General features: G+C 62.0%; 24 protein-coding genes. 14 read left to right on the top strand and 10 right to left on the bottom strand.

Annotated elements, in window-relative coordinates; all coding sequences use genetic code 11:
- Nucleotides 1-5: 5 nt before the first annotated feature.
- Nucleotides 6-1,064: a hypothetical protein gene (locus JQ629_RS02180; RefSeq protein WP_349631200.1), complete on the bottom strand. Its 1,059-nt coding sequence runs from the start codon at nt 1,062-1,064 to the stop codon at nt 6-8.
- A 72-nt stretch (nt 1,065-1,136) separates the two neighbouring features.
- Between JQ629_RS02180 and JQ629_RS02175 the strand changes: the two genes are divergently transcribed.
- The 4 genes from JQ629_RS02175 to JQ629_RS37445 all read left to right on the top strand — a co-directional run bounded on the left by JQ629_RS02175 (nt 1,137) and on the right by JQ629_RS37445 (nt 3,647).
- Nucleotides 1,137-1,889 carry an SDR family NAD(P)-dependent oxidoreductase gene (locus JQ629_RS02175; RefSeq protein ID WP_212410852.1) on the top strand — a complete coding sequence of 251 codons (753 nt, stop codon included), beginning with the start codon at nt 1,137-1,139 and terminating at the stop codon, nt 1,887-1,889.
- Nucleotides 1,890-1,959: 70 nt separating this feature from the next.
- Nucleotides 1,960-2,658, top strand: coding sequence for a pirin family protein (locus JQ629_RS02170; RefSeq protein WP_212262925.1), 699 nt, complete (start codon nt 1,960-1,962; stop codon nt 2,656-2,658).
- Between the two features lie 176 nt (nt 2,659-2,834).
- A complete protein-coding gene (wrbA, locus tag JQ629_RS02165; RefSeq protein ID WP_212410851.1) occupies nt 2,835-3,434 on the top strand; it encodes an NAD(P)H:quinone oxidoreductase in 600 nt (199 codons plus the stop codon).
- 81 nt (nt 3,435-3,515) lie between these two features.
- The gene (locus JQ629_RS37445) at nt 3,516-3,647 is read left to right on the top strand and encodes a hypothetical protein (RefSeq protein WP_283813387.1); all 132 of its coding nucleotides are present in this window, start codon (nt 3,516-3,518) and stop codon (nt 3,645-3,647) included.
- A gap of 36 nt (nt 3,648-3,683) precedes the next feature.
- Here the strand turns inward: JQ629_RS37445 and JQ629_RS02160 are convergent, their stop codons facing one another.
- The 4 genes from JQ629_RS02160 to JQ629_RS02145 all read right to left on the bottom strand — a co-directional run bounded on the left by JQ629_RS02160 (nt 3,684) and on the right by JQ629_RS02145 (nt 7,199).
- Nucleotides 3,684-4,538, bottom strand: a complete 855-nt coding sequence (locus JQ629_RS02160) for a protein-L-isoaspartate O-methyltransferase family protein (RefSeq protein WP_212410850.1) — start codon at nt 4,536-4,538, stop codon at nt 3,684-3,686.
- A 150-nt stretch (nt 4,539-4,688) separates the two neighbouring features.
- Complete coding sequence (locus JQ629_RS02155; protein WP_212410848.1) at nt 4,689-4,883, bottom strand: hypothetical protein; 195 nt, start codon at nt 4,881-4,883, stop codon at nt 4,689-4,691.
- Nucleotides 4,884-5,050: 167 nt separating this feature from the next.
- The gene (locus JQ629_RS02150; RefSeq protein WP_212410846.1) at nt 5,051-6,247 is read right to left on the bottom strand and encodes a GNAT family N-acetyltransferase; all 1,197 of its coding nucleotides are present in this window, start codon (nt 6,245-6,247) and stop codon (nt 5,051-5,053) included.
- A gap of 13 nt (nt 6,248-6,260) precedes the next feature.
- Complete coding sequence (locus tag JQ629_RS02145; RefSeq protein ID WP_212410845.1) at nt 6,261-7,199, bottom strand: hypothetical protein; 939 nt, start codon at nt 7,197-7,199, stop codon at nt 6,261-6,263.
- 262 nt (nt 7,200-7,461) lie between these two features.
- On the opposite strand from JQ629_RS02145, the gene JQ629_RS02140 reads away from it, so the two are divergent.
- On the top strand, nt 7,462-8,553 hold the full coding sequence (locus JQ629_RS02140; RefSeq protein ID WP_212410844.1) for a glycosyltransferase family protein: 1,092 nt from the start codon (nt 7,462-7,464) through the stop codon (nt 8,551-8,553).
- A gap of 66 nt (nt 8,554-8,619) precedes the next feature.
- Here JQ629_RS02140 and JQ629_RS37675 read toward each other — a convergent pair whose 3' ends face one another.
- From JQ629_RS37675 to JQ629_RS02120, 4 genes are all read right to left on the bottom strand, one after another.
- Complete coding sequence (locus JQ629_RS37675; RefSeq protein WP_212410843.1) at nt 8,620-9,933, bottom strand: O-antigen ligase family protein; 1,314 nt, start codon at nt 9,931-9,933, stop codon at nt 8,620-8,622.
- Nucleotides 9,930-10,931 carry a glycosyltransferase family 2 protein gene (locus JQ629_RS02130; protein WP_212410842.1) on the bottom strand — a complete coding sequence of 334 codons (1,002 nt, stop codon included), beginning with the start codon at nt 10,929-10,931 and terminating at the stop codon, nt 9,930-9,932. The genes JQ629_RS37675 and JQ629_RS02130 overlap by 4 nt, the downstream gene beginning before the upstream one ends.
- Nucleotides 10,932-11,100: 169 nt before the next feature.
- Entirely contained in the window at nt 11,101-12,120 is a 1,020-nt protein-coding gene (locus tag JQ629_RS02125) for a glycoside hydrolase family 26 protein (RefSeq protein ID WP_212410841.1), read from the bottom strand.
- On the bottom strand, nt 12,107-14,002 hold the full coding sequence (locus JQ629_RS02120) for an acyltransferase family protein (protein WP_212410840.1): 1,896 nt from the start codon (nt 14,000-14,002) through the stop codon (nt 12,107-12,109). Before JQ629_RS02120 ends, JQ629_RS02125 begins: the two co-directional genes overlap by 14 nt.
- Nucleotides 14,003-14,515: 513 nt before the next feature.
- On the opposite strand from JQ629_RS02120, the gene JQ629_RS02115 reads away from it, so the two are divergent.
- The 8 genes from JQ629_RS02115 to JQ629_RS02080 all read left to right on the top strand — a co-directional run bounded on the left by JQ629_RS02115 (nt 14,516) and on the right by JQ629_RS02080 (nt 23,613).
- Entirely contained in the window at nt 14,516-15,955 is a 1,440-nt protein-coding gene (locus tag JQ629_RS02115) for a lipopolysaccharide biosynthesis protein (protein WP_212410839.1), read from the top strand.
- Nucleotides 15,956-15,961: 6 nt separating this feature from the next.
- Complete coding sequence (locus tag JQ629_RS02110) at nt 15,962-16,768, top strand: class I SAM-dependent methyltransferase (protein WP_212410838.1); 807 nt, start codon at nt 15,962-15,964, stop codon at nt 16,766-16,768.
- Between the two features lie 2 nt (nt 16,769-16,770).
- A complete protein-coding gene (locus JQ629_RS02105) occupies nt 16,771-17,523 on the top strand; it encodes a polysaccharide deacetylase family protein (RefSeq protein WP_249134765.1) in 753 nt (250 codons plus the stop codon).
- Nucleotides 17,524-17,679: 156 nt separating this feature from the next.
- On the top strand, nt 17,680-19,983 hold the full coding sequence (locus JQ629_RS02100) for an exopolysaccharide transport family protein (protein WP_212410835.1): 2,304 nt from the start codon (nt 17,680-17,682) through the stop codon (nt 19,981-19,983).
- A complete protein-coding gene (locus JQ629_RS02095) occupies nt 19,976-20,797 on the top strand; it encodes a WecB/TagA/CpsF family glycosyltransferase (RefSeq protein WP_212410833.1) in 822 nt (273 codons plus the stop codon). The genes JQ629_RS02100 and JQ629_RS02095 overlap by 8 nt, the downstream gene beginning before the upstream one ends.
- Nucleotides 20,797-21,807 carry a UDP-glucose 4-epimerase GalE gene (galE, locus tag JQ629_RS02090; protein ID WP_212410832.1) on the top strand — a complete coding sequence of 337 codons (1,011 nt, stop codon included), beginning with the start codon at nt 20,797-20,799 and terminating at the stop codon, nt 21,805-21,807. Before JQ629_RS02095 ends, galE begins: the two co-directional genes overlap by 1 nt.
- 185 nt (nt 21,808-21,992) lie before the next feature.
- Nucleotides 21,993-22,460, top strand: a complete 468-nt coding sequence (locus JQ629_RS02085) for a cupin domain-containing protein (RefSeq protein WP_249134764.1) — start codon at nt 21,993-21,995, stop codon at nt 22,458-22,460.
- A gap of 55 nt (nt 22,461-22,515) precedes the next feature.
- Nucleotides 22,516-23,613: an amidohydrolase family protein gene (locus JQ629_RS02080; RefSeq protein ID WP_212410831.1), complete on the top strand. Its 1,098-nt coding sequence runs from the start codon at nt 22,516-22,518 to the stop codon at nt 23,611-23,613.
- 48 nt (nt 23,614-23,661) lie between these two features.
- Here JQ629_RS02080 and JQ629_RS02075 read toward each other — a convergent pair whose 3' ends face one another.
- The gene (locus JQ629_RS02075; protein WP_349631199.1) at nt 23,662-24,612 is read right to left on the bottom strand and encodes a DUF6492 family protein; all 951 of its coding nucleotides are present in this window, start codon (nt 24,610-24,612) and stop codon (nt 23,662-23,664) included.
- A gap of 352 nt (nt 24,613-24,964) precedes the next feature.
- On the opposite strand from JQ629_RS02075, the gene JQ629_RS02070 reads away from it, so the two are divergent.
- A complete protein-coding gene (locus JQ629_RS02070) occupies nt 24,965-25,204 on the top strand; it encodes a DUF2171 domain-containing protein (RefSeq protein WP_212209560.1) in 240 nt (79 codons plus the stop codon).
- The last annotated feature ends 30 nt before the right edge of the window (nt 25,205-25,234 follow it).

Below are 25,234 nucleotides of genomic sequence, written 5' to 3'. Positions count from 1 at the left end.
CGCAATCAGGATGCAAGCTTGACGATACCATAGGGATTGAATTTGAAATCGCCTTCCGCGTAATCGGACTCGAAGGACAGTTTGGCGCGGCGCGACTTGAGCGTTGCTTCCAGTCCTTGCCGCGCGATCTCGTCAGCGACCGCATCCATGGTCGCGACGGCTTCGCGTTCACTGCCATGGGACTTCGGCACAAACACTTCGGGCAATCCGGTGAGGTGAAAACCGACGCTTTCCAGATAATCGTCCGAGGCCAGCGGCCGTTTGGCAAATGCCAGGCGGCAAACGCGCCGCAACGCGAAGTCATCATCGGATTTCAGCGCGGCACTGGCCTGAAGGATGAGTTCGTTCCACCTGACGAGGCCCTGCGCGACACCGGCGCTCTCGCCCTTGACGGCGATAGCCCCCGCCTTGATGACCTGGTGGACGAGCATCAGGGCACCGGTGGAAACGACCATGGCGGTTTCCGTCGTCATGGGCGGGCCCAGCACGTACAGCACCGATTGGTGATTTTCCACCGCGTCCTCATCGGCGCTGGAGCGGGCGTTGGGATGCACGCGATCCCAGGAAACCCCAAACGAGCGGCTCATGCGTGGATCCGGTTTGTCCTGGGAATAGGTGTGGTCGATGCTGAAGCCGGTGGCGAAATCGCGGATCGCCATTGAAGCCGCGTCCGACAGCTTCGCCAGGCCGTTCGCACCGCCGAGGAAGCAAACAACGTGGCGTGGTTTCACCGCCAATCGCCGCGCTTTCGCAGCGGCATCCTGACCGGGCGAGGCCGGCTTCCGCCCACCAGCGTCTGACGGTCCCGCCACTAGCAGCGCTCCCATCAATCCCAATACTCCGCGGCGAACGGCGTTCATGCGCAACTCCTCCATACGGCGCCGAATGACGGTGCCATGCCCCTCCCCAGGTGGCTCGCGCCCGAGTGACTTGGCATCAGTCTGGGCAAGTCGCCCGGCGGTTCGGTCCAGGAGGCCGATTCCGCGGCTTGGGCAGTCGAAAATATGGATCTCCGGCACAGGCGGTCTTTCCATTAGATCATAAATAGAAACAATGTGTTTCAATAGTTTCTATTTCTATACCACATCGGGAGGCATATCCAATGGCCATCGGAATTCAAGCAACGGAGAAATCCAATGGCCAAGAAGCTTTCGGGCAAGGTTGCCCTCGTCACCGGCGGCTCGCGCGGTATCGGCGCGGCCAGCGCCCGCGCCCTCGCGGATCAAGGCGCCAACGTCGCCATCAGCTATGTCGCCTCCCCTGACAAGGCCGAAGCCGTCGTCAAGGAATTGAAAGCCAGGGGTGTCGAAGCTCGCGCCTTCAAGGCCGACCAGGCTTCGTCTCTCGAGGTCGAGCAATTGGTGAATGACGTCGCCAAGCACTTCGGCCGGCTCGACATTCTGGTCAACAATGCCGGCGTCGCCGTCAGAGGCGCAGTCGATGATGCCAACGCCGACACCGCGGCACTGGCGCGCCAGGACGCGATCAATGTGCATGGCGTGGTCACCGCGATCCGCGCTGCCTCGAAGCTGATGGGCGAAGGCGGACGCATCGTCACCATCGGTTCGGGCATTGCGACCCGCGCCTCGTTCCCGGGCCTTGCCGACTACGCCGCGACCAAGGCTGCGATCGTCGGGTACAGCAAGGGCGCATCGCGCGACCTCGGCCCCCGCGGCATCACCGTGAACGTGCTGCAGCCGGGCTCGATCGATACCGACATGAACCCGAAGGACGGCGGTGACTTCGCCGAAGCCCAGCGCACGCAGCACGCGCTGCAACGCTACGGCACCGCCGAAGAGATCGCGGCCGGCGTCGTGTTCCTCACCAGCCCGGACGCGTCGTTCGTGACCGGCACCGTGCTCAACGTCGATGGCGGCTTCGGCGCCTGATCCAATCCAACCAACAGAGGCCGGGCGCGTTGCGCCTGGCCCCCCGCAAACACTTCAAAGGAATATTCCCATGATCGAACTCAGACCCTTTGCAAAACTCGGCGGCGCCGACCACGGCTGGCTGAAGGCAAAGCATCACTTCTCCTTCGGCAGCCATTATGACCCCGACAATATGGGTCACGGCTCGCTGCGGGTGTGGAATGATGACGAGATCGCCCCCAACACCGGCTTTCCCGCCCATCCCCATGCCAACATGGAGATCATCACCTATGTGCGCGAAGGCGCGATCACCCATCAGGACTCGCTTGGCAACAAGGGCCGTACTGAAGCCGGCGACGTGCAGGTGATGAGTGCGGGATCCGGCATTCGTCATGCCGAGTACAATCTGGAGCCGACCAACACCCGGATCTTCCAGATCTGGATCGAGCCGACCACCAAGGGTGGCCAGCCGACCTGGGGCGCCAAACCGTTTCCGAAGTCGGACCGTTCCGGCAAGCTCGTCACCATCGCCAGCGGTATTGCCGGCGACAAGGATGCGCTGCCGATCCGCGCCGACGCCCGCGTGCTCGCCACCACGCTGAAGGCCGGCGAGAGCGCGGAATACGAAGCCGGCAAGACGCGCCATCTCTATCTGGTGCCGGCGGCCGGTAGCATCGAAGTCAACGGCGTGCGCGTCAACGCCCGCGACGGTGCTGCGATCCGCGATGAGGCCAGGCTGACCATTACGGCACTGGAAGATTCCGAACTGGTGCTGGTCGACGCGGCCTGAACCCCACTCGTCATGCGCGGGCTTGACCCGCGCATCCATCCCGCTTCGCAAGAAGCTTTCGAAGGCGATGGATTGCCAGGCATAGGCGAGCGGAAGCGACGCCGTCCTTCAGACGGCTATGCCCGGCAATGACAGGTCCCAATCAACAACCCACCTACAAACTCAGGAGAGCCATCATGGCCAAAGTACTCGTGCTCTATTACTCCGCCTACGGTCACATCGAGGCGATGGCGAACGCCATCGCGGAAGGTGCGCGCGAAGCCGGCGCCACCGTCGACATCAAGCGCGTGCCCGAACTGGTGCCCGCCGAGGTCGCCAAGGCTTCGCATTACAAGATCGATCAGGCGGCCCCCGTCGCCAAGGTCGAGGAACTTGCCCATTACGACGCCATCATCGTCGGCACCGGCACCCGCTTCGGCCGGATGGCCTCGCAGATGGCGAATTTTCTCGATCAGGCCGGCGGTCTCTGGGCCAAGGGCGCACTGCACGGCAAGGTCGGCGGCGCCTTCACCGCGACCGCCACGCAACATGGCGGCCAGGAGACCACGCTGTTTTCCATCATCACCAACCTCTTGCACTTTGGCATGACGATCGTCGGCCTCAACTATGGCTTTGCCGGCCAGATGAAGCTCGATGAAGTCACCGGCGGCGCGCCCTACGGCGCCACCACGATCACGGGCGGCGACGGCAGCCGCCAGCCGAGCGACAACGAGCTCGCCGGCGCGCGCTATCAAGGACGCGTGATCGCGGAGACCGCCAAGAAACTCCATGGCTAACTGCATGGCTGATGCGAGATGGGCGGCATTCTCATTCTGGATTGCCGCCCTAGCTATCCATCAGGGACGATGGATTTAGCGATGGTCGAATTTCTCTTTATGGCTCAACTGGTGCGCCGTCCGCTGCAGGCGATTGCACGGCGCTGGTGGTGCCGCAGTCTCTACCGCGCCTCGCGCGGCCAGCGGCGCTGCCCGGAATGCACTAAATCGTGAAATCGGCCGGGACGCTGCGGCAGGTCCAGGCGCGGATCAATTCTCGTGGACAGCGCTGACTTCTGCCGTTGAAAGCCACCAGCCATCGCCCGCAAACCAGCAGGTATCATCGACGGCGTTATCGAGCCGGAGAGACCGCACCAGTTCCCAGCCGTGCAGAAACGTCTCCGCCAAACGGCGGCCGGCATCCTCGTCCTGAAGGCCGACACAGCCGATGAACTGGGCCCGGCCAAAGAACTTCGCTGGCCAAACCGCGCTCTGACTGGGACGTTTGACCAACAGCATCCCTCCCAGCACGCCTTCGGGCGCCAGCGGAAACAACAGCCGGCCACCGGGACGCAATGCGTCGAGCCACACTCTGGCTGGTTGGGCTGCACCGGCACAAACGTAGATCAAATCCGCTTTCGGCAAATCCGCCGCAATGCCCGATTTAGACTGAACATCTACTTGTGGCAGGTCTTTCAGATTGCCGCGCGCGCGATCCGCCAGGCCTTCGTCAATCTCATAGGCGTGCACCTGACCACTCGGTCCGACGAGTTGTGCGAGGATAGCTGTGTAGTACCCCGTACCCACGCCGACCTGCAGGACAATCTCGCCTTCCTTTAATTCGCAGGCACCGAGCCAGTAGGCATGAGCGCTGGGCATTCCGATATTGAGGCGTTGCGCGCTATCCAGCGCGACCAGTGTATTTTGATAGATAAATGCCGGATCATCATTCGGGGTCGTCACGTAATCATGCGCGCCGAGCGTGATCAGCCAGGGTCCCGGCCCCACGAACGGTTCACGCTTGACCGCGCGAAAGGCCTGTTCAATCCGCGAATCCCGGACCTTGGCTGCGGCGCAGACAAGGCTGGCATAGAATGAATGCAGATTTTCCGACCGCTCCTGCATGATCGCCTTCCGGCATTGCGATGCTCGATCCTATTCGAGGCTGTCGCCTGCAGGAAGCTCCGCACGATGGGCAAAAAGCCAGGAAGCGCCGCCATCACGGCGAAACGGGATCGCGATATGCGTTCCAAGTCCAATCGGAATGAAACGGCGCTAATGCTGCAATTGTGGCTTGACCATGGTCTGGCGAACTTCGGCGCCGCAGTCGGCGCATTCAAAGGTGAAGTCGATCTTCGCCATGCTCCAATGCGGCTCGACATCCCTTACAAACATCGGAATCCCGATGCAGCTCGGACAAATGACGAAAGCCGGCTCGATGTCGTCGTGATGGTGGATATAGGCTGGCATGTCGGCACTCCCCACGGAAGCATTCAGCTGTAGCCCTTGACCCGACCATCAGCATACGCCGCTGCCGTAAACGCGATCATGAACTCTTGCGAACACAGGTAGAACAGCCGCACAATCCTGCCGAGTGTGACAGATTTGCACGAGCGTGGTGTTCTTGCCACAGCGCATCAGTTCTCTTCGCGCGGCGGGGGTTTACCGGGCGCCCGCTTCAAATAGGCCGCGAGCTTCGGATAGTTGCGCAGCTCGCGGGCGACGCGGTCGCGCAATGCGTAGGGCAATCCGCGCAGGCTCAAGGCGGCGCTGATGTCGACCAGCGGCAGCGGTGTCACGCCAAAACGCCGTTTATAGTCATAATCGCCCACGCTGAAGTCGAACTCGCGCACGCCGTCTCTGTGCAAGGCGGCCATGGTACGTTCGATGACCAGCCGGCCCGGCGAACAAGCCGACCATTTGTCGCCGGCATTGCTGACCCGCAGCATGACATAGCGCGGGCCACTACGAACGCCGAACAAGGTCGCGACGACTTCCTCGCCGACAGTCAGCGCCGACAACACGGCATAGCCTTCGCCGACGCCATCACGCACGAGGTTTCGATAGAAATCGGCACAGGCCCCGTCGCCGAGAATGAAGTTCACCCCGAGATGCTGCATGCGGGCGCTCTGTTGCGCATCCAGGGTGGCAAGAACGCGCAAGGCTTCGTCGTTCTCTCCTGCAATCTTGAATGCAGCGGCAGGATACGTCGTAAACGCGCGCCAGCTCCGTTCGAGAACCCTGCGGACGTCGCGCTTCAGCGAACGCTTGTACTGATCGAAATCCTCGCCTGTGGTGACGAGATTACCGTTCAGCGAGCACGGCCCGGCTCCATCCAGCATCGCCAGCGGGTTGGACCCGCCCTGCAGATCGAGCGGCATTTTCTTGAATCGAATGAGATCAGCGCCGCCAGGCAGCCGGCGCAACGCCAGCCGCAGTTCGCGCCACAGGATGGCTGCCGCCTTAGGTTCGCGCGGCGCGGCCGGACCGAGCAGCGGCGCATTGTAATCGGTCAGTTCGAGGTCGGCGAACTCCACGACGCAAATGCGCTTCAGCTTGCGCCTGATCAGCGGCAGAAGCAGTGCGACTTCCCCTGTCGCACGATCCCTGACGGTTGCAATGAGTGGCTCGATACCGGGCTGTCCGGCGAACGCGCCATACCATGCTGCGAGCCACTTTCCGTGCTGGAAGATGGTCGCCTGTCCACGACGATACGCACCGTCCCAGTTACCTGCGACGGTATCCCAATTGTCGAACTCCACGGAGAACGCCGCAACCTGCGACGTGCGGTTCCGCCCCACGTGCCGTGCTGCGTCGTTCGTCAGTGTCGTCACGATCAAGCCGCCTTCATGCCGCCTTGGAAAGATCGACCACCTGCTCCGGATGGTCGTGGTCGAGCCGGAATTCGATCTCGTTGCGCGCCTTGCGCTCGCGCTTGACCCAGGAAGTGTTGCGCAGCGCCTTCTGCATCACTGCCTTGCCCCAAAACGCCGGCCCCTTGAGCGAACGGCTCTTGGGCGTGTATCCGAAGCGATTGCGCAACAGGCCGTTGGCCAGATTGACGATCCGGGTCCGCCTGATCTCTTCGTTCTCGTAGCCCACCGTCATGGAGATGTTGACGGTGCCGAGATTGTCGACGCGATGCGGCGCGTTCAGCGGCCAGTTCAGCATCTGCCCGGGCTCGAGATCGAGCACCGTTGCATAGCGATCGTACCATTCGTGATAGGGCATATCGAGTTCGAGCTCGAACAGCTGGATGTCCTCGAGGTTCTTCGGCGTCACGAAGGGAGGGTTCGACGGATAGATATGGACGCGCTTGCGGCCAGCGATTTGAATCAGGCTCTGGCCGGGAAGATCAGCGTGGTAGTGAACCTGCGCCTTTGGCGCCGAGAGCAGAATGCCGGCGTTGTACTGGTGCGGCAGCGCGAAGTGCGGGACCTTCTCGCCGATTTCGGCGAACATCTGGGCCAGCAGGTCGCTGTAGCGCTGGTCGATATCCGACACCATGCGCAAATTGAGCCAGAGGTCGCCCCTGGAAATCGCGTCGATGACCTGACGGCCGCTGAAATTGCCGATATCGCCGTGCCGCCAGATACGCTTGTCGCCCTTCACGCCGGTCTGCATCAGGCTGTAGTGCTCGCGCGGATAATTCTCAATCAGTGCGGCAAGATGATCCATCGAGAATAACGGTGACTTGTGCATGTTGTGCGCAAGCCGGATGGGTGCGTGTCCCCACAGCACCGAATGGGTATCGTCCCAATTGCTGAAAACGCGATCTGCCGCCATCGTCCAACTCCTTTTTGACCAAATATTTTTTTCGCCCGGATGACGACCGATTCCGGCTTGCGTCCTGCACGCTGTCCCGAAATCTCAGATGGCTGCCACGCCGTCGATCATCCGATGTCCCGTTATGAGACGGCCGGACAACCTTCACGCTCTAACTGGCAAGAAGGATGCCGCAGGGGTGTCGCACCCGCTTACCGGACGATAATGTCTGGGATGTATGGCTAACGCTGGCATAACCGAGAGAGCGCCGGCGAACCCCACGATGGCTTCAGAACCGCAATATCGGGCGCTGTTTCTCGGCGCGGGACCGCAAATGAAGTGCGGCGTCGGGCAATTCACGCGATTGCTGGGCGAGTGGATCGAAAAGGCCGAACCCGGCAGTTGCACGACGTTAACCCTGACGCGATCGGAAGGGTCATTCACCGATATCTGGCGCGCCGTCGGCTCCGCACGGAGCGTGGTCTGCAACTTTCCGATCGTGGCCTGGAAGCGCGTGATGTTCGCGCCGCTGCTGGCGATGGCCATGGCGCGGCTGCGCCGGCGCAAAACTGTCCTGATTCAGCACGAATGGGCCGGGCTGCATTGGTTGCGCCGGATCACCTATATCCCGGCTCTCGTGCTCGCCAATACCATCGTCATGTTCTCGCCGCTGGTGCGGCGGGAACTCGCCGAGGATTCCCTGGTGGGCTGGACCGCGAAAAAACTCGTGCTGGCCCCGCTGCCGCCGAACCTCGAGGCGCCTGCAGGGATGGCGGATTCAGAATTGCGCCGGCGTCTCACGGCTGCAAGGCAGGATGGACGGCTGGTGATCGGTCATTTCGGTTCGATCTATCCGGCCAAGCAACCCAATGCGCTGCTGGAGATCGGCGCGATCCTGAAGCAGCGTGGGCTGAGGCCGCTAATCGTCTATGTCGGCTCCTTCATCCGCGGCACCGACAACGTCGAGGAGGAATTCCACGCCCGCGCCACGGAGCTCGGAATCGCCGATGATGTGATCGTATCCGGTTTCGTCGCCTCCGATCACGAGGTGTTCGGGCTGTTCGGCGCGGTCGACGGGTTTTGCTATCCGCTCGACGAAGGGCTCACCGCGCGCCGCTCCAGCGTTCTCGCCTGCGTGCAGGCCGGCCGGCCGCTGATCGTAACCGGCCCCGAGATGCCTGACGAATTCGACCATCATGTGCGATTCAAGGAATTGATCGATCGCGGCGCCATCGTGCTCGTGCCGCGGGGATCGAGCGCGGACGCCTACGCCGATGGCATCGTTGCCGCGCTGAAACGGCCGCCGGTGCAAGCCGCGTTCGACTTCGATGGGTGGTGGCAGGACGTCGCGAACGCGGTTCGCGCGCAGCTCTAGATTCTTGATTTGACGCGTTTTCTTGACGTGAACCGGTGCCCACTTCGCTGGAAAACGCTTTGTGCCTCACTCCCGGACACGAAATCGCGCCAGAAAGTGCAAGCCGAACACCGCCACCAGGAAGGTAAACCACAGGGGATCGGCGCGGTCGAGGAAGAAGCTCTCCATCGCCGACAGATAAAGTCCGAACAGCCAGATGCGCAACAGCGCCATCGCCAGCGGACCGTTATTGCCGCCCTGATCGGCTTGCTGGAAATTCCGGAGCGGCACGATCACCAGCACCACGATGAGCAGGATCAGTCCGGGCAGGCCCATGCCGAGCGCGGTATCGAGATAACCATTGTGGCTGTGCGCCGCGAACGCGGCCCATTCCTTGCCCGCTGGCAACTCCTCGAACGCCTTGCTGCCCCAGAAAGCCACGAAGCCATAGCCGGTTGCCAGCCGCTGCCGCAGCGCGTCCAGCGCGAAATTCCAGATGTCGGTACGGCCGGTGAAGGTCGAATCCAGCGGCAGCAGCTTGGCGATCGCAGCCAGGCCATCGCTCATGACGGTGCCGACGCTGAGCATGTTCAGCAACAGCAGCGGCGTCAGGAGCAGGATCGCCCGCACCCAGAACGAGCGAAACACAGATGTAAGCGAAGTCAAAAGCAGCACGGCGAAGCACAGCGTCAACGAACTCTTGCCGGCGGCATGAAACAGAAACAACGAACTAAGGCCGATAATGACCGCGCCGGACAGAAGTGCGCCGGAACGCGCGATATAGATCCCCAGGAACAGCAGCATCGCCATCACGCCGGCGGCCACGTTCTTGTGACCGAAGGCGCCGCGCCAGTCGCCGGCCAGCAGCGGCTCCTGCGGATCGGTGGCCTGATGGATCGAATATTGTGGCGCCAGCAGGATTCCGAGGTAACAGACCGCGAGCAGGATCAGCGCCGCGATGCTGAGGAACCGCATCAGCTCGTTTTGCGATTTCGGCAGCAGCAGCATGGTCGACGTCACAGCGATAACGCACGCCGTCAAGACAAACCGCCGCATCGATGTGGCAGGATCGACCGACAAAACCACCGTCACACAGACCCATCCGGCAAACAGCAGGAACGACGGCGTCAGCAACGTGGCCAGCCCGCGCATGTTGTCACGCGCCGCGAGGGTAATCATCAGCACCGCAAGGCCGCCGAACACCAGATAGGTCGGCGCCTCATTGCCGGTACTGACTTCGCCGATTTGTATGTCGCCGAGATCGGCGAACGGCCGCAACGAAATCCATGCCAGTACCAGCGCTCCGACGAACGCGGCGCAGCGGACGACATCCAGCACTTGCTGCCGCCAAACCCCTCCTGCGACGATACGAAGCTGAGACGTGATGGCGAGTTGGCTCACGTGATCTTCGAGGCCTTGTAGGGTTGAGGTTCGATGCCGATTGCGGCCAGCACGCTGCCGATCGCCACCGTCATCGGATGCATCGCAATGATGCGGTCGCGCTCCGTCAGGGCCGCCCGCCCGGCCTGGAGAAACGAGAGCGGAAACGCCGCCAGCAATTTCAGCGTCAGCCTGGCGCGCAGCCAGAGTGTCGGCGTCGCCTTACGCTGGACGTGATAATTGATCGCGCCGATCCGCAGGCCGCGGCTGATCAGCCAGCTCAGCCTGGTCCGGCTCGGTGGCACCGTCTCGCTGATCGTGGCCTCTGCCACCCAGTGAAAGCGCATGCCAAGACGCAGGCAGCGGTAGAAGAAATCGGTGTCGCCGCCGCCGAGAAAATTGAAACGCAGATCGAACGCCGGGGCATCAACGCGCTCGAACACCGAGCGCCGGATCAGGCAATTGCCGCAGCCATAGATCACCGGAACCGGTCCTGACGTGTCGTAGGCCGGAGCGAAGGCCGGATGACGACGCAGCCCGCGCTTTCGCGCGTCATCGAAGTCAGGCATGACCGGCCCGCCGACGATGTCGGCCCCGGTGGCTTCGGCGGTCAAGATCATGCGCTCCAGCCAGTCCGGCGAGGCAATTTCGTCATCGTCGATCATCAGGAAACTTGACGCTGCCAGGAAGGTTGCCAGCGCCGTCTCGAACGCCGCGTTGATCGCATGGCAATTGCCCTGGCGCGGCTCGACCACGCAGAGACCGGGAAACTTGTTCGATGCCAGGAACTCGGTCGCAACCGGAACGCTCTCGCTCCGCAGCGCATCGTTCTCGACCATGACCACTGCAAAGCGGTGACCGGTACGCTGGCGGGCCAGCGATTCCAGCGTCTGCCGCAGATGCTGCGGCCGGCGAAAGCAGGGAATGCAGACGACGATCCCGATCGATGCAGGATCGAGGGAAGGCGAGATCGCCGCCAGGGCGCGGGCAGCGTTCGGCATGGTGTCAGCGGTTTCCATCGGCGGGCAATCCGTTCAAACTCTGGCGCATGACGTTTGCTATGGGTCCAGACGATACAAGAGCATTGCTGCAATATCCGGTCCGACAGGATGCCTGGTGGTGCCGAATTGTTCCCGACGGTTAATGGACGGGGTTAAGTTTGAATTAAATCAGGTTCAGGCTCCGGGCTCAGCGGCTGAACAGCTTGCCGAACAGCTTCTGGGATTTGGGAAACTGCCCGTTGGAGATCCGCGTGGGCCACAATCCGTCGACGTCGAAATAGGCCGCGTAGGCGATGTTGTTCCGATGCTTCACGAACCAGTCGTGCATCTGCTGAATGAAGTATGGATTGTCGCCGAAATTGCCGACGCCCCATTCGGGATAGCTCATCGGCTTGCCATGCCTGGCGGCAAAGTCGCGGTGCCATTCCAGGCCAAACGGAGCCTTGAGATAGAAGGCGTCCCAACGCTCTTCCGGCGAGCCCTCATGTTTGAAATCGTAGATATCCAGACCGATGTAGTCGACGACATCGTCGCCCGGATAGGCCAGGTCCGCCGGCGTATCCTGCGTTCCCCATCCCGGACACCAATCATATTTGAACTCGCTGGAGTGGCGCCGGAAGATTCCGACCACGCGCCGGAACGCCGCGATGTAGTCGGCTTCATGATCCTTGGCGAACCACGCCATCTGGGACAGATTCATCTCCCAGCCGAGACGGATGATCGCCTTTGGCTGTGCATCGGCGATCGCACGCGCCGCCGCCTCGAACTCGCCGTCGTGCAAGCCATTGGCGACGTCGGCGAGCGGCGTTCCCGGAACCGTCAGCGGCACCGACCAGACGACGTTCCGCGACGGGTTGAGCTTCTTCCAGATGCCGGGAACCCAGGTCAGCTTGTGGAAATCTTCCCAGTTCGCCTGGCCGTAGAAATCGACGCCCACCACCGACGATGGCGGCTGTTTCAGCCATTTTTCCCAGGCCTGCAGGGTATGCTCGCGCCCAACGGGGCCCCAATCGACGAAGGCTCCGGCAAATTTCGCGGGACTTGAATTGGCAGGACTCGAATTGACTTGGCTCGAATTGACGCGCGGAGCGGCGTTGGTGTCGACGCGGGCCAGCAACAGCAGGCTCAAGACAAAGGCCACCAGAAAAAATACCAGGCGCTTGAGGCCCACCCGGCGGCGAGGCGCGGGGCGGTCAGTTCGAAACATTAGACGTCCTTGTCAATTTGTTGCCGAAGACAGCAGACAGCCTTCGGCCGACCTCTGCTGCGCCTTTGTCGGTGAGATGGCCCGCGTCGAACTGCATCGGAATATCGGCTTCGACGAACTCGTCGCAACGACCATCCCGGCAGACCGCATCGTAGACGGATGAGTAGGTCGCGCCGCGAGCCTTTACCAAAGCGCCCATGGCGAGATCGCGCTCGCGAATTCCGGGTGTGCGCCTTGTGCTGGCAAGGGACGGATGGTCGCGCAAAATCCCGTCGATCAGGAGCCGCGGCAGAGGGGCATCGTATTCGACGATCGGTCCAAGCACGATGACATCGGTCCCTCTGGATTTCAGGGTATCCAGCGTGGCCGACAGGTTCGGCAGATCCTCATCCTTCCATGACGCGGAGAGAATGACCTTGTCGACATGGTTGTTGACGAGGAAATCGTTGAACGCGAGTTCCATCAGATCGCGACAGGCTTTCATTTCGACCCGAGCCCCCGCCGGAACAGCCGGGCGGCATTCGCTTGCCGTTGCCTGCAGGATATTCACCTGCGGCATGGCGACGGACAGCCCGGACCAGAGGTGCGCGGCATGGCTGTCGCCAATGAGCAGATAGTTCGGCCGCGCCGGATCCAGTTTCAGGCAGGTTTCGGCGTCGAACCGCTGGCGGTTGGCCGATATGAAGCAGCGTCCGGTCCGGAACGCGGCGGACGAATCGTAGGCAAGATAAGCACCGATATCCACGACGCGTTGCGGAAAGCGGTATGGCGCGCCACTCGCGAAGAATACCAGCGCGCACAGCGCGAACGTCGAGCCGATCGCGGCTGATGCGGCGCCGAAGACGGCCCCCTTCGATGTCTCCCGCGCCATCGAACGGAACGGCAGTTCGACCAATTTCCACGACAGATAGGCGAGCCCCACGGACAGCGTGATCAACGTCAGTTTGGTCGATGCTGCCGATTCCGCGCCGAACACCATGTCGGTGCGCTGGAACACGATCAGCGGCCAGTGCCACAAATAGAGCGAATAGGATATCAGCCCGATAGCGACGAAGGGCGGCAGCGCCAGCAATCGTCCGGCCATCGATACCCCGCTCTCGCTGGAAGCGATCACCAGTGCTGCGCCAAGGCAGGCGAGCGACGTCATCAGCAGAAGCGGCGCCGACGCCGATCCAAGCAGGATCACGCCAAGCAGCAGCAGCAGCCCGGCTCCGCCGCAAATGTTCTTCCAGAATCTTGTTTCCGGCACCGGGATAAATTTGACAGCCAGCATCGCACCCAGCGCCAATTCCCAGGCGCGGAAAGGCATGAGATAGAATGTAAAGGTGAGATTTCTCGTACTCATGGCGATGGCAGCCGCAAACGAGAGCGCAGCGACAGCCGCGAACAGGAACTTGGCGTGCTTCGGGACCCAGCGATAGACAAAGAGCATCAACAACGGCGCGATGACGTAGAACTGCTCCTCCACGCTAAGCGACCAAGTATGTAGCAGAGGCTTTGTTTCGGCCGGCGCATCGAAATATCCGGCGGTCTGGGCAAAGTAGGCGTTGGAGACCGAGCCGATGGCGCTGGCAAGGCTCTTTGAATAGCCGATCAGTTCGGCCGGCAGCAAATAGATATAGGCGAAGACGCTCGTCACCAGGAACATCACGAGCAGCGCCGGGAGGATTCGCAGGATCCGGCGCTTGTAGAAATTTCCAAGCGAGAACGATCCGTTGCGGATATCCGCATCGATCATGCCGCAGATCAGATAACCCGAGATGACAAAGAAAATGTCGACGCCGACGAAGCCGCCTGCGAATCCGGGTACACCGACATGGTAAAGAACCACCGGAACCACAGCGAGGGCCCGCAGCCCGTCAATATCAGCGCGGTACTTCATTGCCGAGCCCTCGCGACGCTGCCGTAACCGCGACCGCCCCTCACCGTTTCAAAAACGGACACTCTGGACAGCAAAGGTGTGCCGAAACGGGTTGATGCCCCGGCGACCTCACCAGGCACGGCGAAATTGGATTGGAATGGCGGGCAATCTGTCATGGATAACACTCATGGCGATGAACATCGGCGATGCGGAATCGTGCTCTGCAATATCCGGGCAACTCCGCAAAACCGCCGCTTCGCGCACAAATTGCGCTTGCATCGTGGTTACCGCGAGCGGTTAACCCGCTTGCGACCGTGAACGAAACGCAGAATTAACCACATCAAATCGCCGCGACCGTTAGCGGAACCGTCCGGCACCGATCTTGCTCAATGGTCTGGCAAAGGGATTCCGAGTCCAGAAAGCGCCCGCCTTGAACGTCATCGCCAACGAGATTTCCGACATCAACCGAGTAGCGTCGTGCGACGCCATGCTCGGGCGCGGAGTCACGGGCAAGCCCGCGGGGCTCGCAGCGCCATGCTGATCGGACAAGCCAGCATCAACCTGACTGCCAATATCCTCTCGGCATTGCTGGGCCTATTGAGCGTGTTCATTTTCACGCGGCTGTTCTCGCCGCATGATTATGGCGTCTATCTGCTGGGCATCGGTTTTGGGTCCGTCATCAGCGTTTTCCTCGTCGGCTGGTTTCGTAATCTCATTCTGAGCGGACACGCCCGCGACGACGGCCCCGATGTGCGCGGCCGCGTGATCTCGGGTTACCTGATCTGCTGCCTCACCGCGCCGATCGCCTATGTCCTGGGACGGCTGGTTGGACTGGATACGAATGCCGCGCTGGCGGCGGTCGTGCTTTCCGTCACGATCGGGCTGTTCGAGCTGACCCAGGATCTGGTTCGCGCCCGGCTGATGGCACTTTCGGTCATGAAGGCGACCCTGGTCCGCGCCGTTGCTGTGCTCGGCCTAGGTGCTGTCGTGGCACTTGTCAGCCCGAGCGGCTTCCTGCTGCTGCTGTCGTCCGCGCTCGCCTACCTGCTTGCGGTGCTGGTCCAGTCGCGCACCGCCTGGCGCGGCACCAAGGTCAAATTCGACGGTACCGGCCTTGCGGCGCTGGCGAAGACCGGCCTGCCCCTCACCCTTTCACTTACCCTGCTCGCGATTTCCAGCGTCACCGATCGCTTCATGATCGCCAATCTGGTGGGCGCAGCGGACGCCGGCAAATATGTCGCCGCGCTCGATCTGGTCCGGCAGACCCTGATGATGCCGGCCATGAGCGCCGCCGCGGCATTCTTTCCGATGGCGGTTCAGATTCACGCCAGCAAGGGCGATGCCGCGGTCCGGTCGCATCTTTCCGATTGCGTCGAGTTGCTGCTCAGCATCACGCTGCCGGCCTGCCTCGGCTTTGCGGTCATTTCCGCCCATGTCGCCAACATCATTCTCGGGCCGGACTTCCGCGAACTGGCGGCGCAGACCATGCCGATCATCGCGCTAGCCGTGGTCTTCCAGATCCTGACCCAGCAATATCTGCACGCCAGCTTCCTGCTCTCCGGGCGCAACTCGTTTTATCTGATCAATACGGCCTCGATCATCGCGGCCAATGTGATCCTGTCCTACGTCCTGGTCAGCCATTACGGCACGGTCGGCGCAGCCTGGGCGCGGCTCGGCGCCGACATAATTGGATTCACCTGTGCGCTGATCCTCAGCCGCTTTGCATTCAAGGTCCCACTGCCGCTCGGCCGGCTGGCGCTGATCATGATCGCCGGACTGATCATGGCGTTGACCGTCGCTGCGCTCGACAGAAACCTGCACGTCGCCGATCTGACCGCCTGCGCCGTGCTGGCCAGCGCAGGACTCATCACCTACGCCGCCTTGTGCTGGCTGTTCGACATCTCCCGGATTCGCGGCCGCCTGAAAACCGGCTTCGCGATGTTCCGGGCCAAATTCGTAAACATCAACGGATAAGAACAAATGACCAAGACATTTGCCCTCGATCCCCTTCATTCGGCTTTCACTGACGCCGCCGACCGGCCGGCCGCGCTGCATCCGCAGTCGCTGCTTGACCTGCCGCCCGGCGAAGCCCGGCAGAGCCTGCTCACGGTTCACAGCATTCTCGAGGCCAAACTGCCCGCGACCGATCTAAAGATCTATGAGGCCGGCGGCGGCTCGACCAGCTTCCTGCCGCTCAGCGTGCTCCGGCGTGCCCACGTCACCGTGGTCGATATCGACGAAGACCAGATCCGCAACAATGATTACGCACAGGAGACGATCCTCGGCGACATCCAGACCCATCGCTTCGCGCCCGACAGTTTCGATCTCGTGATCTGCTACAACGTGATCGAGCATGTGCCCAATGTGGAAGCGGCGCTGCTTGGCTTCTGCCAGTCGCTAAAGAAAAACGGATTGGTCCTGATCGGCGCGCCGAACCCAAGGTCGCTGTCCGGCGTCGTCACCAAATATTCGCCGCACTGGTTCCACGTCTGGTTCTACCGCCATATCCGCGGCGACAAGAACGCCGGCCTGCCCGGCTGCGCGCCGTTCCCGACTCATTTTCATCCGCTTGTCACGCTGGCGAACCTGGATGCGTTCGCCGACAAGCACGGCCTGCAGATGATCTATTGCAAGCAGTATGAGAGCCCGCGCTATCCGGAGATGCGCCGGCGCAAGCCGCTGTTCGCGAGCCTGATCGACGCGGCCGCCAAGGTGATGAACGTCTTCCTGCCCGGCAAGACCGACGTGCGGCACGGCGACTACCACGTGATCTTGAGGAAGCGCTGAGAATGAACGCGATGTTCTCACAGGCAAAAGCGAAGGTCAGCCACCGGCTGGCGATGTATCTGCACGCCAATTCCTTCCAGATGCGCAACACCACGCCGATGGTCAGCTTTACCTTTGACGATCTCCCGAAAAGCGCGGCGACGACAGGCGCGGATCTGCTCGAAACACACGGCGCGCGGGGCACCTTCTATGTATCGGGAGGCCTGATTGGCGGCGAAACGCGGGAATGGCCGACGGGCGACGCCGACGACCTGCTTTCCCTACATCGCCGTGGCCACGAAATCGGCTGTCATACATTCTCGCACCGGCGCGCCAGCGATCTCGGCGTCGCCGCCCTTGCCAACGAAATCATGCGAAACCGCGGCTACCTCCGCGCGCTGGACGCCTCGATCGAAACCGAGACTTTTGCCTATCCTTACGGATTGGGATCGGTTGGACGGAAGAACCAGCTCAAGGATCAGTTCCAGACCTGCCGCAGCATCGAACCTGGCATCAACAGCGGCACAGTCGATTTGCAGCTTCTTCGCGCCGTGCCGCTGATCGATGGCCAGATGGACCGCGCCGGGATCGAACGCATGTTCGACGATGCCGAAACCAATAACGGATGGTTAATTTTCTACGGCCACGACGTTGCTGAACAGCCGAGCGCCTGGGGCTGCTCGCCAGCACTGCTCAACCACGCCCTCGAGGCGGCGGCGCGCCGGAAAATCCCGGCTATGACAATGGCGGAGGCATTGCGATGCGCCCGCGCATAAACGCTTTGTTTGCCATTTCGGTGAATAGTCCCTCAATGAGTATGGTTAATTTTCCCTGTTGCGTTTTTGGCGCGTTGAAGTCTGGCGCGCGTGGCGTAAGGCGAAGAGTAACCCCTCAGCCGATGTGTGCGGCAGTTGGAATGGAAGCTGGGGTCGATGCTTATCTATGACGAGCCGATAAACCAGGCCAAGCTTGACCCCCGGCCCGCCGCATTGCCGGCATTGGGTGGCTTCAGCGTGCTCGATCTGGTTCAACTGCTGTGGCGGCGGAAGATCGCGATCGCCTCGGCGGCGCTGCTCTGCGCCTGCATCGCGGTGGCGATCGGCAAGAGCCTGACACCGAAATATACCGCAACGGCCCAGCTCTACGTCGATCCCCGCGAATTGCAGCTGGTCGATCGCGAACTCACGCCGCGCGCCCCGGACCTGTCTGGCCTTGCGATGGTGGTCGAGAGCCAGGGGCGCGTGATCACCTCGAACAATGTGCTGTTGCAGGTGATCCGCGAGACCCATCTTGAGAAGGACCCCGAGTTCGGCGGCGGCAGCGGCAAGGGCCTGTTCGGATCGCTGCTGGGCCTGTTCGGGATCGAACTGCGCCCGACCGCCGAGCAGCGCAAGCTCGTCGAGATGGCGGCGCTGGAAACCCTGATCCGCCACATCAATGTGAAGAAGACCGACAAGACCTTCATCGTCGACATCGAGGTCTGGTCGATCGACCCGGCCAAGGCGGCGATGCTCTCAAATGCGATCGCCAAGGCCTATTTGACCGAATCCACGCAATCGCAGGCCGCGAGGGTCCGTCGCGCCACCAGCGACCTTTCCAGCCGGCTGACGGAATTGCAGGAACGGCTTCGCAACGCCGAGAACACGCTCGCGGTCTACAAGGCGCAGAACAACTTCGTCGGCACGCAGGACACGCTGATCAGCGATCAGCAGCTCTCCGCCAGCAACCAGCGGCTTGCCGCGGCGCGGGCGCTGACGCTCGATGCGCAGGCCAAACACGATCAGATCGCCGCCAGCCGCAAGACATCGGCGGACGCCGGCGCCATTCCCGAGGCGCTGCAATCGCCAACCATCGCCAATCTGCGTTCGCAATATGCCGAAGCCAGGAAGCGCCAGGCCGAATTGCAGAGCGAGTTGGGGCCGCGTCATCCTGCCTTGCGCCAGATGGAGAAGCAGGTCGAGGATCTGCGCCGGACCATCGGCGAGGAAACCGATCGCTTTCTGCAGGCGGCGAAGAATGACCTGACCCGCGCCCGGGATTACGAAGCTTCCCTGAACAAGGCGCTCGAAACCCAGAAGCGCCAGAGCGTCCAGATGAGCCAGGCCGCGGTCCGGTTGCGCGAGCTCGAACGCGACGTGGAAGCCAGCCGCGACGTCTACCAGTCGTTCCTCAAGCGCTCGCGCGAGACCGAGGAGCAGGAGACCCTGAACACCTCGAGCGCCCGCATCATCGGCGATGCCACCGTGCCGCAGCGGCGCACCTTCCCGCCGGGGATGGCCTTGTTCGCCATGATCGGCTTCATGCTGGGCGGGCTCGCCTCGGCCGCCTGGATCATCGCCGTCGAGCGGTTGACGCCTGGCGCCAACCCGGTTCGACCCGACACGCCGGTCAGGACATCGGCCTCATCAGCCGCGCAAAATCGGACGCCTGCCGCGGCCACGAGGCAACCGTCGGCCACCTCGCAGCCGGCCGTCAGCCTGATCGCGAAGCCGTCGATCACGCGGCTGCAGGAAACGGACGTGGTGCGCACCCTCGGCGGAATCCTGGCGACGGGCGGCACCCTCGATGTCGTCAAGCTCGGCTGGCCGACGCTGCGCGCCGGTTTCCCGCTGATGACGTTCCTCAACAGCATGCGCGAAATTCGGACCGCACTGGCGACGCGCGCGGCCAAGGACACCGCGCCCGTCATGGCCGTGATCGGCGCCGGCAATGGCGAGGACCGCAACATTGCCGCGCTCAACGTCGCGCTCTCGGCCGCTCGCGATGGCGCCAGGGTGCTGCTGATCGACGCCGATCAAAAGACCTATACACTGTCGAACAAGGTGGCCCACCTCGGCAGGGAAGAGACCGGCCGTCTCGGCTGGCTCAATATTGGCGCCAAGGCTGCGCGCGCCATCAAGAGCGCGAACGGAATTTCGATCCTGCCGGCCCTCAAGGCCTCGGATACCAAGGCAAGCGACACCATCCGCAAGGCGATTGCGCAGGCACGCATCGGCGGCGACTACGATCTGGTGGTCCTCGACGGGCCCGCCATGCCGTGGAGCCCGGCCGACCACGCGCTGTTCGACGCCACCGATGGGCTGGTCGCGATCCTGCCGGTCAAGCTCGACATCAACGAGAGCATGGAAGACATCATCACCGCGCTCGGCGAGACCGAGTGCAAGCTGGTCGGTGTCGTCATCAACGAACTCAACCCCACGGCCGTCAACCGTCAGCGAGACAAACAGTATGCGTGAGCGTCGCTTAAATCCCCTCGGGAGAGCCGCTACTGCCGGCGTTCCCCGAATCACGCTGGGCGGGCTGCGGCTTGCCGTGCTCGACCTCGAGCAGACCGCGGACTTCATGATCGAGATGGTGTTCCCGCAACGCCGGCTCGCTCGCCCGCTCTATCTGACCTCGGCCAATGGCGAGGTGCTGGCGCGCTGCTCCACCGAACCGATGACCGACCGGCTGTTTCGCTCCGCCGACCTGATCAATGCCGACGGCCAGCCGCTCGTGACGGTGTCCCGGTTGAAATCGTCGACGCCGCTCCCCGAGCGCGTCGCGACCACCGATCTGTTCCACGTCGTCGCCCGCAAGGCGCAGGCGGCCGGATTGACCTTCTACATGTTCGGCGCCGATGAGGCGGAGAACGCCGCTGCCGTCGCCAACGTTCGCAAGCTCTATCCGGACCTGAAGATCATCGGACATTCGCACGGCTTCCTCCGCGGCGACGCGCTGCGGGCCAAGCTCGACGAAATCAACGCGCTGGCGCCCGATTACCTCTGGCTTGCGCTTGGCGTTCCCTATGAGCAGGCCTTTGTCGACGAATACACCTCGCGCCTGTTCAAGGTCGGCGTGATCAAGACCTCCGGCGGACTGTTCAACTTCCTGTCGGGCAGCCGGGCCCGCGCACCGTATTGGATGCAGGCGGCAGGGCTCGAATGGGCCTGGCGCATCTGGCTGGAACCGCGCCGGCTGTTCTGGCGCTATTTCACCACCAATCCGCGCGCGCTCTATCTGCTGTTCAACAAGAGCCGGCCTTCGGCCACCGAACGGACCTGGGATTGATGGGCGCCGGTCTGACGAGCGATCGTCCGGCCATCCTGGTCACGGGCGGCGCGGGCTATATCGGCTCGCATTGCTGCCGGGCGCTTGATGCGGCCGGTTACCTTCCCGTTTGCTACGACAATTTTTCGACCGGCCATCACAGCTTCGTCGCAGGCGCGCTGGTTACCGGCGACATCGCCGACAAGGCCATGCTGGCGCGCGCCTTCGCCGAGCACGACATCGTCGCAGTCATGCATTTCGCCGCGTCCAGCCTGGTCGGCGAATCCGTGGTCGACCCACAGAAATACTACGTCAACAACCTCGCCGGCACGCTGGCGCTGCTGGATGCGATGCGCGAGGCCGGCTGCAGCCGCCTGGTGTTCTCGTCGACCGGCGCGGTCTATGGCAATGCCGACAGCAAGGCGCTGCCCGAAAACTATCCCTGCGCGCCGATCAATCCCTATGGCGCCTCGAAATGGATGATCGAGCGCGTGCTTTCAGATTATCGCGGGGCTTACGGGCTCGGCTCGTTCGCGCTGCGCTATTTCAACGCCAGCGGCGCCGACCCCGCCGGCGGCATCGGCGAGCAGCGCGAGGTGGAAACCCATCTCATTCCCCGCGCGATGATGGCGCTGCAGGGACACGTGCCGGACTTCGCGGTATTCGGCGACGATTACGCGACGCCGGACGGCACCGCGATCCGCGACTACATCCATGTCACCGACCTTGCCGCCGCCCATGTGCTGGCGCTGAAGCTCTTGCTCGAAGGGCATTCCGGCGGCGTCTTCAATCTCGGCACCGGCAAGGGTTTTTCGGTGCGGGAGATCCTCGCGGCGATCGCGAGCGAGACCGGGCGCGAAGTGCCACACGTCGTCAAGCCACGCCGCGCCGGCGACCCGACCTATCTGGTCGCGGACGCTTCCGCCGCGCACGAAACGCTGCACTTCCGCCCTGCTTATTCGGATCTTCCGACCATCATCCGCACCGCCTGGGCCTGGCACAAGAAAGCTCACCCGCTCAAAAACGGGTGAGTAAGCACCGACGTGCGATCGGTCGAAGCCGCATTGTTCCTGCTGCCCGGTATATCCGCGATCATCGTCTCTCGCCTGTCACGCATGCAGGCACGCGGCTTGCCCCGTGGGAACGAGACCGGCTAGCATCCACGACAACACAGATGAGCGCATTTCAGCTCACGCATGACAAAAGGGAGCAAACCATGACGGCGACCAACCGGTTCTGGCGATACCTCGTGACGCTCCTTGCTCTCGCCGGGATGCTCAGCATCTCCTCCGCGGCTGAACTCAATCCCGCCGCCGTCACTTACAAATTGCCGGACCAGATTCCGTGGGGCCCGGTCAACGCCGCGGGCGCGCAAAGTGCCGTCGTCGTTGGCGATCCGAGCAAGCCGGGCTTCTATGTGGTCTACAACAAATGGACCAAGGGCAATCATTTCAGCCGCCCGCATTTCCATCCCAACGACCGCTACATCGTCGTGCTGCAGGGTACCTGGTGGGTCGGTTCGGGCCCGAAATTCGATCCCGCCAACACGACGCCGATGCCGGCCGGAAGTTTCGTCACGCATTTCGCCAAACAAGTGCATTGGGACGGCGCCAAGGATGAAGATGCCGTTCTCCTGATCATGGGCGAAGGTCCGGCAACCTCGACTGGAGCGGAAGAGAAATAGCCGCAGTGCTGCCAAACTATTCCGGCGACTAATTTCATTCGGGATGGGAAGCGCCATGCCCATGCTGTTCCAATGCAAAGTCTGCGGCCCCGCCACCGATCACGGCAGCGCGCCGATCCGATCCGGAAAAACAAAACCGTGGCGCACCATCGATATCCATTGCCACTGCATGGTGCCGGAAGCCAATGCAATGGTGCTGAAAGCCACCGGCATTCAAGGCGGCGGCGTAACACCCAACGCCAATGCACATGTCAACGACCTGACCAAAAGCATTCAGCCGCAGCGCGGCAAGATCGACTTTCCGAAACTGACCGATCTCAACACCCGCCTCGCCGATATGGACCGCGACGGCATCGACATGCAGGTGATCTCGCCCTATCCCGGCCATTTCGTCTATGCGGCGCCGCCGGAGGTGGCGCGCGACAGCTGCCACATGGTCAACGATCACATCGCCGGCCTGGTCGCCAAGCATCCCGACCGGCTGATGGGCATGGGCACGGTGCCGCTGCAGGATCCCGGCATGGCCGTTGCCGAGCTCGACCGTATGGTCAAGCAGCTCGGATTCCGCGGCGTCGAACTCTGCACCAATGTCAGGGGTGTCGATCTTACCCGCGCCGGCCTTGAAAAATTCTTCGCACGCGTCGAGGAGCTTGACGTGATGATCTTCCTGCATCCATTCGGCACCAGTCTGGTCGGGCGCATGGAGGACCATTACTTTCCCAACACGATCGGGCATCCGCTCGATTCCGCGCTGTGCGTCGGGCAGCTGGTGTTCGACGGCTATCTCGAGCGTTTTCCCAAGCTGAAGATCTGTATCGCCCATGGCGGCGGCTACATCCCCGGCTACTGGGGCCGCTTCGACCATGCCTGGGCCCATCGCGAGGATTGCCGCGTCACCATCAAGAAGAAGCCGTCGGAATACCTGAAGAAGCTCTATTTCGACACGGTCGTGTTCGACGAGCGCGAACTCAAGCATCTGATCGAAATTTGGGGTGCCGATCACATCATGCTCGGCACGGATTATCCGTTCGACATGGCCGAACCCGATCCCGTCGGGTTTCTCGGCCGCGTCAAAGGCATCAGCGAACGCGACATGGCGCTGGTAGCCGGCGGCAATGCCGCGCGGCTATTGGGATTGCCGGCAAAGGTCTAGGATGGAAGGTCAGGGATCGCCGACGCCCGCGTTGCAACGACAACAACCTCAGACGGCTTCCCTGGTCATGACCGCGTTCGCGCCTTGCGCCGAAGCGGGACCTTGCGGCTGCAACGGCGCGTCGTTATTCGACAAACCCGCGACCTTGCGGATGAGCGATACCGGGGTTGCCGAGAACGATTCGATGCAAAGTGCGACGACGTCAGGCGGTGAGCTGTCGACCATGGCGAGCAGCGCTTTTTCGTCCAACTGATCCGGCTCCCAGTAGGAAGTCGCCAGGCTTTGCGTGGTCAGCCGGTGCGTCGCCCTGTGGGTCGGCGACTGGTTCACAAAATACCCATAGAGGATGTATTCGGAAAACGAGCGCGCCTTGCCGAGCGCCACCGCCCACGGCATTCCGGTGACGGCTTCGATCGTAGCGGTCATGTCGCGCAAAGTCGATTTGTCCCAGACGAGCACGTTGCCGATGTAATCGTCGGCCGGAAACGCGGTGGTGCTGCCGCCCAACAGGCGATCGCTGTTTCGGACCCAGACAGGATGCAACGGCTTATCGGCCGGAATCGCCAGACGGTCGACGTAGAGCGGGGTTAGATCCGCGCCGGCATAGGCCGCCACATCGAACGGGCGAAAGAACACGTTATCGGAATCGACGATGCAATAGCGCTGATGGGGCAACTGCAAGGCGCCCGCGATCTTGAGTAGTTGCTGAATATGCCAGCCGTGGAGCGGACCCGACCGGAACGACCACCACGTCCTGCGTCCCTTGCGCGAGACAAAAGGCGGCATTGCCCTGAGCCAGGACGGCAAGAAGTGCGAGCTCGGCAGCACGGTGCGACGGCTATTCTCGAATCGGGCAAAGTACGGCAGGTCGTCGTCATTGACGATGACGTAATGCCGTTCGTATCCGCTGACGAACCGATCGAGACTCTCGCAGAGCAATTCGAAGCGGTCGAGATCGCCGCGATAGGTCGGGGTCATCAATGCTACGCTTTTAGTCACGCCACTTCCCGTCATGATGTCCTGTGCGACCGGCGATCGAGATCGATCCCGATCAGTTGACATAATAGATCATCGCTTGAGCGCTTCAAACAACGCTTCGCCGTTAAGATAAACAGTGACTGATCAGGCCGGCGATTGACCCCTCGGACGAAGGCGTGAAGCGGCAGCGGCATTGCAACGGTCAATTTCGTGGAAGTGATGCCCGTTTTCCGACGGAACCATCGATATGCAAAGCGATAGTTACCAAACGGTTAAAGTCCCTTGGGAACATTTTGGTCAACAGTTACAGGCATCAGCAACCTTTCCGGAAATGGCGCGTTTCAAATGCCTGTTCATTCAACGGAGACGCAACATGGCCGTCGCTTCGCAGATCAAGGAACATATGGATGTCATCTCGTCCGACAAGAAAACGGTCGGAAAGGTCGATCACCTCGAGGGACCCGACAAGATCAAGCTGACCAAGCAGAGTTCGCCGGACGGCCAGCACCATCACTTCATTCCGGTGGATTGGGTCGATCATGTCGACCAGCACGTTCACCTCAATAAATCAGGTGCGGATGTGACGTCACACTGGCAGCACGGCAGGCAGTGACCCTGACACGTATTGCGCCGGCTGCGGATG

It is taken from the genome of Bradyrhizobium sp. AUGA SZCCT0222, assembly GCF_018130205.1.
Classification (GTDB): domain Bacteria; phylum Pseudomonadota; class Alphaproteobacteria; order Rhizobiales; family Xanthobacteraceae; genus Bradyrhizobium.
The sequence above is the reverse complement of the archived record's forward strand: the minus strand, read 5'-3'. Positions and strand labels throughout refer to the sequence as shown.

Bases quoted from the DNA above. Each gene is read 5' to 3' on its own strand.
- JQ629_RS02120 (WP_212410840.1), bottom strand. From the start codon at position 14,002: ATGAAGTACCGCGCTGATATTGACGGGCTGCGGGCCCTCGCTGTGGTT.
- JQ629_RS02105 (WP_249134765.1), top strand. From the start codon at position 16,771: ATGAACGCGATGTTCTCACAGGCAAAAGCGAAGGTCAGCCACCGGCTG.
- JQ629_RS02170 (WP_212262925.1), top strand. From the start codon at position 1,960: ATGATCGAACTCAGACCCTTTGCAAAACTCGGCGGCGCCGACCACGGC.
- JQ629_RS02085 (WP_249134764.1), top strand. From the start codon at position 21,993: ATGACGGCGACCAACCGGTTCTGGCGATACCTCGTGACGCTCCTTGCT.
- galE (WP_212410832.1), top strand. From the start codon at position 20,797: ATGGGCGCCGGTCTGACGAGCGATCGTCCGGCCATCCTGGTCACGGGC.
- JQ629_RS02095 (WP_212410833.1), top strand. From the start codon at position 19,976: ATGCGTGAGCGTCGCTTAAATCCCCTCGGGAGAGCCGCTACTGCCGGC.
- JQ629_RS02155 (WP_212410848.1), bottom strand. From the start codon at position 4,883: ATGCCAGCCTATATCCACCATCACGACGACATCGAGCCGGCTTTCGTC.
- JQ629_RS02080 (WP_212410831.1), top strand. From the start codon at position 22,516: ATGCCCATGCTGTTCCAATGCAAAGTCTGCGGCCCCGCCACCGATCAC.
- JQ629_RS02140 (WP_212410844.1), top strand. From the start codon at position 7,462: ATGGCTTCAGAACCGCAATATCGGGCGCTGTTTCTCGGCGCGGGACCG.
- JQ629_RS37445 (WP_283813387.1), top strand. From the start codon at position 3,516: ATGGTCGAATTTCTCTTTATGGCTCAACTGGTGCGCCGTCCGCTGCAG.
- JQ629_RS02160 (WP_212410850.1), bottom strand. From the start codon at position 4,538: ATGCAGGAGCGGTCGGAAAATCTGCATTCATTCTATGCCAGCCTTGTC.
- JQ629_RS02175 (WP_212410852.1), top strand. From the start codon at position 1,137: ATGGCCAAGAAGCTTTCGGGCAAGGTTGCCCTCGTCACCGGCGGCTCG.
- JQ629_RS02125 (WP_212410841.1), bottom strand. From the start codon at position 12,120: ATGTTTCGAACTGACCGCCCCGCGCCTCGCCGCCGGGTGGGCCTCAAG.
- wrbA (WP_212410851.1), top strand. From the start codon at position 2,835: ATGGCCAAAGTACTCGTGCTCTATTACTCCGCCTACGGTCACATCGAG.
- JQ629_RS02100 (WP_212410835.1), top strand. From the start codon at position 17,680: ATGCTTATCTATGACGAGCCGATAAACCAGGCCAAGCTTGACCCCCGG.
- JQ629_RS02110 (WP_212410838.1), top strand. From the start codon at position 15,962: ATGACCAAGACATTTGCCCTCGATCCCCTTCATTCGGCTTTCACTGAC.
- JQ629_RS02070 (WP_212209560.1), top strand. From the start codon at position 24,965: ATGGCCGTCGCTTCGCAGATCAAGGAACATATGGATGTCATCTCGTCC.
- JQ629_RS02115 (WP_212410839.1), top strand. From the start codon at position 14,516: ATGCTGATCGGACAAGCCAGCATCAACCTGACTGCCAATATCCTCTCG.
- JQ629_RS02130 (WP_212410842.1), bottom strand. From the start codon at position 10,931: ATGGAAACCGCTGACACCATGCCGAACGCTGCCCGCGCCCTGGCGGCG.
- JQ629_RS02145 (WP_212410845.1), bottom strand. From the start codon at position 7,199: ATGGCGGCAGATCGCGTTTTCAGCAATTGGGACGATACCCATTCGGTG.